Origin of the sequence: Paenibacillus mangrovi, assembly GCF_022898935.1 — a bacterium.
GTDB lineage: Bacteria > Bacillota > Bacilli > Paenibacillales > Paenibacillaceae > Paenibacillus_AQ > Paenibacillus_AQ mangrovi.
On record NZ_JALIRP010000016.1, the window covers coordinates 86,957 to 94,160 of the forward strand.

At 45.5% G+C, this 7,204-nt stretch carries 7 protein-coding genes; 2 read left to right on the forward strand and 5 right to left on the reverse strand.

Going from position 1 to position 7,204, the window contains the following annotated elements:
* Window positions 1-8: 8 nt before the first annotated feature.
* From MUG84_RS25050 to MUG84_RS25060, 3 genes are all read right to left on the reverse strand, one after another.
* Entirely contained in the window at window positions 9-920 is a 912-nt protein-coding gene (locus MUG84_RS25050) for an ABC transporter permease (RefSeq protein WP_244730579.1), read from the reverse strand.
* Window positions 921-1,240: 320 nt separating this feature from the next.
* On the reverse strand, window positions 1,241-2,401 hold the full coding sequence (locus MUG84_RS25055; RefSeq protein WP_244730581.1) for a GntR family transcriptional regulator: 1,161 nt from the start codon (window positions 2,399-2,401) through the stop codon (window positions 1,241-1,243).
* A 162-nt stretch (window positions 2,402-2,563) separates the two neighbouring features.
* Window positions 2,564-3,076, reverse strand: coding sequence for a PCYCGC domain-containing protein (locus tag MUG84_RS25060; RefSeq protein WP_244730583.1), 513 nt, complete (start codon window positions 3,074-3,076; stop codon window positions 2,564-2,566).
* Between the two features lie 165 nt (window positions 3,077-3,241).
* Between MUG84_RS25060 and MUG84_RS25065 the strand changes: the two genes are divergently transcribed.
* The gene (locus MUG84_RS25065) at window positions 3,242-3,613 is read left to right on the forward strand and encodes an ArsR/SmtB family transcription factor (protein WP_244730593.1); all 372 of its coding nucleotides are present in this window, start codon (window positions 3,242-3,244) and stop codon (window positions 3,611-3,613) included.
* A 145-nt stretch (window positions 3,614-3,758) separates the two neighbouring features.
* Here MUG84_RS25065 and MUG84_RS25070 read toward each other — a convergent pair whose 3' ends face one another.
* Both MUG84_RS25070 and MUG84_RS25075 read right to left on the reverse strand, forming a co-directional pair.
* On the reverse strand, window positions 3,759-4,976 hold the full coding sequence (locus MUG84_RS25070) for a hypothetical protein (protein ID WP_244730595.1): 1,218 nt from the start codon (window positions 4,974-4,976) through the stop codon (window positions 3,759-3,761).
* A 251-nt stretch (window positions 4,977-5,227) separates the two neighbouring features.
* A complete protein-coding gene (locus MUG84_RS25075) occupies window positions 5,228-5,833 on the reverse strand; it encodes a nitroreductase family protein (protein ID WP_244730597.1) in 606 nt (201 codons plus the stop codon).
* Window positions 5,834-6,707: 874 nt separating this feature from the next.
* Between MUG84_RS25075 and MUG84_RS25080 the strand changes: the two genes are divergently transcribed.
* Window positions 6,708-7,204 (forward strand): IS110 family transposase (locus MUG84_RS25080; RefSeq protein WP_244730599.1); only part of this gene is annotated, 497 nt, incomplete at its 3' end.

A 7,204-nucleotide genomic window follows, 5' to 3' on the forward strand; every position in this document is an offset into this window, starting at 1 on the left:
AGCCTCCCTTAGAACAGTGATACATCGCTGACTTTCCGGGCAATCCAGTTCACAGTGACGATCAGGATTAACGCGATGCCGCTTTGGAACAGCCCCACGGCTGCCGCATAACTGAGTCGTCCCTGCTGGATCCCGGAGGTAATGACATGAACGTCCAGGACACTGCCGATATTGGCGGTTGCCGGTCCGCTCAGCAGGAGCAGCTGCTCAAACCCTGCACTCATGAGGCTTCCTGTGGCGAGAATGAACAGGATTACCGCAATGTTGCGAATTCCCGGGAGCGTCACATGCCAGATCTGACGAAAGCGGCTTGCTCCGTCGATCTTGGCGGCTTCATACAGCTGCTGGTCAATGCCGGCGATCGCGGCCATGTAGATGATCGAATTCCAGCCAATGTTCTTCCAGATGTCAGAGCCGATTATCAATTGGTAAAACCAAGTTGTATTATTCATGAATTGGACAGGCTCACCGCCCATAGAAGATATCAGATCGTTTACCGGTCCTCCGTACATGGACAAGAGGCGCTGCAGCAGCGTGACGACCACGATCCAGGAGACGAAGTACGGAAGATAGGATAAGGTTTGGATCGTTTTCTTGAATTTCACATGTCGGACTTCGTTGAGGAGAATAGCCAGGATGATCGGCATTGGAAAACCGATAAGCAGCTTCATCAAGCTGATGATAATGGTATTGCGAATAATTGCAGAGGATTGGTAGTAATCAAAAAACTGGTGAAAATACTTCAGTCCCGCCCACGGACTGCCGGTAAAGCCGCCGACAAATGTAAAATCCCTGAACGCAACCTGAAGCCCATATAGCGGAACATAGGAGAAAATAAAAAACCATACGATCCCCGGCAGCATGAACAAATAGAACAGCTTGTGTCGCCATACCCTTTTCCAGAGTAATGATGATTTCATGAACCTCACCTCTCTTCTTGTTGGTCAATGAACCAGCAAAAATATGTAAGCGTTTGCAAATTGTTCATTTGTCTGGTTCCCTCTTCTTACATCTGTCCCCCCTTAATACTTTTCGAATAAAAAGCCACTTCTTGTTCAGCTTCGCCAAACATTTTTTACATACTTTGGAATTATAATATATTATATATTTAATATGTTCAATATATTTTTGCAAAAAAGGTTGATGTTTACAATTCCACTTTTTATTTCAACCTTCCTGAAACGCAAAAAATCTTTTCCGCATGGGAAAAGATTTCGTGTGAAACGGGCCATGAAGCTGTTCAAACCTCCTCAGGTGGCTTACCGGTCGTATGTCCGGGTACCAATTCAGGCTTCAGCAAAATTTTACTGTAGCTTCTTCCCTGTTCATGTCTACCGCTTCGAATCACATCCAGTATCGTCTCAGCCGCCTTGCATCCGATTTCATATTCGAACTGCTTGACATAGGTGAAAATGCTGAAGTCGTCCACGACCGATGTCGGCTCATCGAAGCTTATAATGGATAAATCATCAGGCACTTTGAGACCCGCTTGACTGGCGAGCTGGTACATCTGCACACCGAGTCTGCCGTTCAAGGTAATGTAAGCCGTCGCCATCCGGTTGCGCATATAACGAAAAAGTGGATGGCTCTCCGCATCCTTCAGGTTCTCAATGTAAAAATCCGTAATGATATGTGCCGGATTAATCATCGCTCCCTTATTTTTCAGAGCCGTAATATACCCTTCGATCCGCTCCTGAACAGTTAAAGTCTGGATCGGGGAATCCGAGCAGATCGCAATCTGCCGATGTCCAAGCTCCCATAGATAGTCTACCGCAAGCTGGGCGCCAAGCCTACCATCCGCCGCGATATAATCGGTCTCTACTCCGGGCAAAAACCGGTCAATTAGCACAAATGGGTACCCGGAGAATTTCATATTCAGAATTTCCTCGTTATAATGCTCTTCATCCACAGGGAAAATTAAGATACCTTCTGCTCCGATAGCTTGTAGAGTCTTCAGCGCTTCCTTCTCCTTCTCAATATCACCCTCGGACATCAAAATCATCATCCGGTATCCATGCTTGCCCAGCGTGGTCTGAACACCATTGATAAGCCGAATAGCAAAGTAGTCCAGGATTGAGGGAATGATGAGGCCAATAAGCTTCGTGGAAATAAGGGCACTCGGTTCCGACTTTTGCATCGCCGCTGGAATTGTCATTTCAACCTGCTCCGCTTGCTTCTGCATGCCGACAAAACTTCCCTTGCCTGGAACCCTGTCAATAATATGTTCGTCCGCAAGTCCGGAAAGGGCTTTAACGACCGTAATTTTACTGACATTGAACTGCTCCATCAGTTCCTTTTCGGTAGGAATCCTCTCGCCGGGCTGAAGCCCGTTGGTACGGATCTGTTCGAGTATGTATTGCTGGATTTTCTGGTACAAGGGTACCCGAGTATTCATATTCATTAAACTTCACCATACTTTATATATATTTGCTATATATATTATACTATTATGAGCTGCATCGGGAAAATAATGATCCATTTTTTGAGGACTTAAATTCAATCCGGTTCGTGAAAAGAAAAGAGCGCAGGCATGGGCCAGCGCTTCGATGTTTTTTTTCTATAACTACAGTACCTCGGGAGTCGGCGTTGGAGCGGCATATTCGCCCGTAGAGTATGTATTATCGATCACCGTGCGGATTTCTTTCACCGATTTCCCTTGTTTACTGAGCTCGGACACGGTCGTCGCTGTATCTATACATACGCCGCAGCGGGTACCATGATCATCCCATACTACACTGCCGTCAGCATTCTCTTCTTTAATAAAACAGTTCAGATTGCTCTTATGCCCCGCACTTTCGCCGCATCCACAATAGCAGGGTATGGAAACCAAAATTTCCTTCACACTGGCTGCCGTCGTATAAGCTGTTTTCAGCGCCGGATCCAAGGAATCCAGAAAAGTCGGAAGCTTGTCCGTTCCCATCGTCATTTCCTGTAAATCCCCATTCACAGCTACATGCTGATGGGAATCCTGATGACTGTCCGCCGGAGCAGCTTCCTTGGCTCCGCAGCCTGCAAGCAGCATCGTTGAAAGGATGACTCCCAGTGCCGTAATACGCGTCTTTTTGCCCAACATCATCTCTCCTTCTCAATAAATTCCTCTTTTCCATATAGTATACCATGGGAGCGTATATTTTAAATCACCTTTGGAGATACCAACTGTAATCATTTCGTTTAAGAGGTTCTTTTGCTATAATTGGGATAATCAGCTTGAACACGGAACCGATAGAAAGGTGATTAATCCATGGAACAGTCCATCAATCCGATTGAAGAATGCGATGTAACCTGCATGGGTTCAGAAACTGAGCTTAGCAAAATAAAAGAAGGACTGATCGATGATCAAGCCGCCTCGCAGGTAGCCGACTGGTTTAAGGCATTCAGCGATCCCACCCGGGTGAAACTGATCGATGCGCTTCTCCAGAGAGAACTGTGCGTACACGATTTGACGATTCTGCTCGGCATGGGTCAATCCGCTGTTTCCCACCAGCTCCGATATCTGCGGAATTTAAGAATTGTCAAACGCCGCAAAGAAGGCAAAACGGTCTACTATTCGCTTGATGATACACATATTGAACAAATTTTTGTTCAAACGCTGCAGCATACCCAGCATGGGTAACATGAAGAAGGCCCTCTTGAATTCAAGAGGGCCTTCTTTGTGCCTGCTTCTCGCGTCAAACCTGTCTGTGCAGAACATTCTTCATGTACAAATATTCCGCTTCGGAAATTTCGCCCCAGGCAAAAACCAGATCGCATGTACCGATTTATTTTTCATTCAGTTTTACGACATGCCACAGCTTGTCCCCTTCCTCGATTACCGACCTATATCCGCCATCTTCCGTTTGGAACACCCCGGTACTCTTGATTTCTCGATCGCCTTTTTCAATCACTTTTTCCCATTTTACCTGACCACTCTGATCAATCTTGCGGAAATACGCATGTTCTGTATAGATCCAGGTCCACTGATCGAGATCGTAGTTCGCTCTTCCTGCAATTATGAACCCGCCATCTTCCGTTTGCTCGATATCATTGATTTTGCTTGCCGAGATCGATTCAGGCAGAGTCGCGTCCCACTCCAGCTTTCCGGATTTGTCCAGCTTCATGTAGTATCCCTTGAAATATCCGTCTATATTGACAATGGTGTAATCGCTGTAATTGTTCGCAGCGATCAGGAAGCCGCCGTCAGCAGTCTCGATCGCATCCTGGGGCTCGGTATTTAGCCCTGACTCGTATGTCTTGTCCCACTCCTGGTTGCCTGACGGATCGAATTTTACTACATACATATCCGTATAATTGCCATAACTTGGTTTTTCTTTTACAGCTATCCCGAGTTCCCCCAAAAACAAGAATCCTCCGTCATCGGTGGGTACGACTTTACTCACTTTGTCATAATAATCATTGGTATCTCCGAGCGTCTTCTCCCATATGATTTCACCATTGTTTGTCAGCTTTGCAAGATAGATATCGTTATAGGTAATGAGGTAATGCAGATCTTTTTCCGCTGCCAAGACGATATCGCCATTCTGCAGTTCCGCTACATCGACACCGCCCCGGAAACTGTCATATTTCCCTTCTAACGTTTTTTCCCATTTCAGTTTTCCGGACCCGTTTACCTCCATCACATAGAGTTGGTTGTCCTTTGTCCAACCGGCGAACACATATCCGCCCTCTTTCTTTTGGGTGAAGGATGCTAGTCGGTCAATCTCCTTTTTTGCAAAAGTCTTATGAGTTTTAACTTTGCCGGATCCGTTCATCATTACCAGCTTGATCTCATCGCCTTCGAGTTGCGCAAAATAGAATCCATCTTCTCTATGCTTCATGAGACCGCCCAAATTATCGTAGGTTTTTTCCCATGTCACCACGGGCTCCTCTGCTGCCGCTGCCTTGGATCCCCACATAAACGGAGCTACACAGACCACCGCCAAAAGAGTCGTACAAACCACAGGCCAATTCGAACGCAGCAGACTTCCTTTTTTTAACATGATTCTTCACTCCTTCTATCATTATAGTTTTCTTTACATTTCAATTATTCCATCGTATTACCATATTTGTAAATGGGCATTAATTAATGTTTCCTTATCCCTATAAATCTAATATTTTCCAATACGACAACAAACAGTTCAGTATAAAAGAACCAAAACGGGACAGCCTTTCGGCTATCCCAAGACTTATAAATCCTATTCCCAGAGGTTATACTTTCTGATATTTTAAATAAACTGGTGTTGACTAAATGCTATTCCTGTTTCTGCTTCCCGACCGGACCCTCTTCGTCGATCCATACCGTCAGATCCTGAAACGGTTTGCGTTTAACATGAAGCTGCTGCCCCTCCAACGGAACGCCAAGATAGATAAATCCAAGCACCTTGTCATTGGTGCCAAGTCCTAAGTGCTCATTCATCTTCGCATGATATGCCGGCTCTCCGGTTCTCCAGATTGCACCCAAACCCAGCCCATGGGCTTCAAGGAGCATATTTTGAATGGCCGCATAAACCGCTCCGTATTCCTCAAGCTCAATGACCTTCTCATGCTCCTTCGGAGACACCGCGACGGTAATGATCACCGGTGCACGCATTGGTTTCATTTTTGCCGATTCCGCGGCAGCAGCCGCCTCCGGCGATTCAGGGTCGGAAGCTGAGGCGCGCGCCACATCGGACAGAGCTTTACCCAGAACCTTCCGGCCTTCACCTCTGAGTACAAAGAAACGCCAAGGCTCAGTCATCCGATGGTTAGGAGCCCAAGTCCCGGCCTCGAGTATTTGCTCAATTTTCGCAACAGGAATATCCTCCTGTGTTACTTTTCCGATGCTTCTGCGTGTTCGTATAGCTTCAGATATATTCATGTGATATTCACTCTCCAATTAAGAATCTTTCTCATTACCTTTATTGTATCAAAAAATTCCGCTTCGTTGCCTTCTTATTAGCATGAATCACAAATTGTGAACCTTGTTTCTGCCAGAGCTTCATACTGGTAATGTGGCCATATTGATGTTTTAATGTCCGAAGAAAATAAAGTTTTAGACTGGACTTCAATATAAGACTAGCGGCAGTCTTGGACTGGAAAATAAAGTCCAAGACTGCCGCTGGTTTATTGAACTAAAGTACCCGTTAGCGTAACATAGACTGTCTCTATATCCAAAATCACAATAAAAATGTACCCAAATAATAGGTGCTGCCTTTTTCAACAGCATTCCAACCATCCCCTAGTCACTTTGTCTTTCATAAACTATCCCTCTAATTCGTTCCTCACTTAAATTGAAAATTTCAGCCAGTGCCGCTATGGTTAATCCTCCACAGTATTTTCTGATTATTTCCTCATTTCGTTGTCCCATTTCATCACGTATCCCAGTTGAAGTTCCCCCCTTAAATCGCTAATACAATCGAATGGAAAAGGTATTAAAAGCCCCCCTTAGCATCGTAATTCTGCCCTTTAATTGAGCAGATGCTCCCAAAGGCACAAACTACCCATATTTTACCACGAAAATTTTTTTTTAGATTCATTAATATTGCATTTGCTGCGTTATCCTTCCCTTTAGTTCAATAAAACAAGCAGGCTTAGGCAGCCTGCTCGACAAGTATGATATTCAGCTATCGTGTCCCGTTAGAATTCCTGTAATACGAATAATTTGGAGTTTGAACAAAAACGAGCGCCTCTGTAAGATGGGGTTACGCACGAGGTCAAAAGCCTCAAAAAGCCCATCAGGAGGTCGCTCTACTATGAAGTTTAAAGCACAGGACAAGCAAAATCAACTCATTGAAAACATTACCGTTCATCACTTGGTCGTCGGCGTAGACATCGCCCAGGAAGTCCATGTGGCCCGCGCTGTCAGCTTTCGAGGCATTGCTCTGGGAACTCCGATCGAATTCGGTAACCATCGTGAAGGATTCAAATTGTTCGAACGTTGGATTAAGGATCTGCTCAAAACCTACAAACTGAGCAGCGTCATAGTTGGAATGGAACCCACCGGCCACTACTGGTTCAGCCTAGCACGTTGGCTTGTCGCTCAAGGCATTGAAGCCGTCCTGGTTAATCCTCATCTCGTCAAAAAGAACAAGGAAAACCGGGACAATACACCGTCTAAAAGCGATCGTAAGGACGCCCTTGTCATTGCAGATATGATCAAAAACGGGTACTACTCCCCTGTTCGGTTTCATCCAGAAGCATACGAGGAACTGCGTATTCTCATGGCTAACCGAGAGACGGTTACCAAGCG

What these genes read in the sequence shown, in the direction of transcription:
- MUG84_RS25050 (WP_244730579.1), bottom strand. Translation starts at nt 920, where the DNA reads ATGAAATCATCATTACTCTGGAAAAGGGTATGGCGACACAAGCTGTTC.
- MUG84_RS25055 (WP_244730581.1), bottom strand. Translation starts at nt 2,401, where the DNA reads ATGAATATGAATACTCGGGTACCCTTGTACCAGAAAATCCAGCAATAC.
- MUG84_RS25060 (WP_244730583.1), bottom strand. Translation starts at nt 3,076, where the DNA reads ATGATGTTGGGCAAAAAGACGCGTATTACGGCACTGGGAGTCATCCTT.
- MUG84_RS25065 (WP_244730593.1), top strand. Translation starts at nt 3,242, where the DNA reads ATGGAACAGTCCATCAATCCGATTGAAGAATGCGATGTAACCTGCATG.
- MUG84_RS25070 (WP_244730595.1), bottom strand. Translation starts at nt 4,976, where the DNA reads ATGTTAAAAAAAGGAAGTCTGCTGCGTTCGAATTGGCCTGTGGTTTGT.
- MUG84_RS25075 (WP_244730597.1), bottom strand. Translation starts at nt 5,833, where the DNA reads ATGAATATATCTGAAGCTATACGAACACGCAGAAGCATCGGAAAAGTA.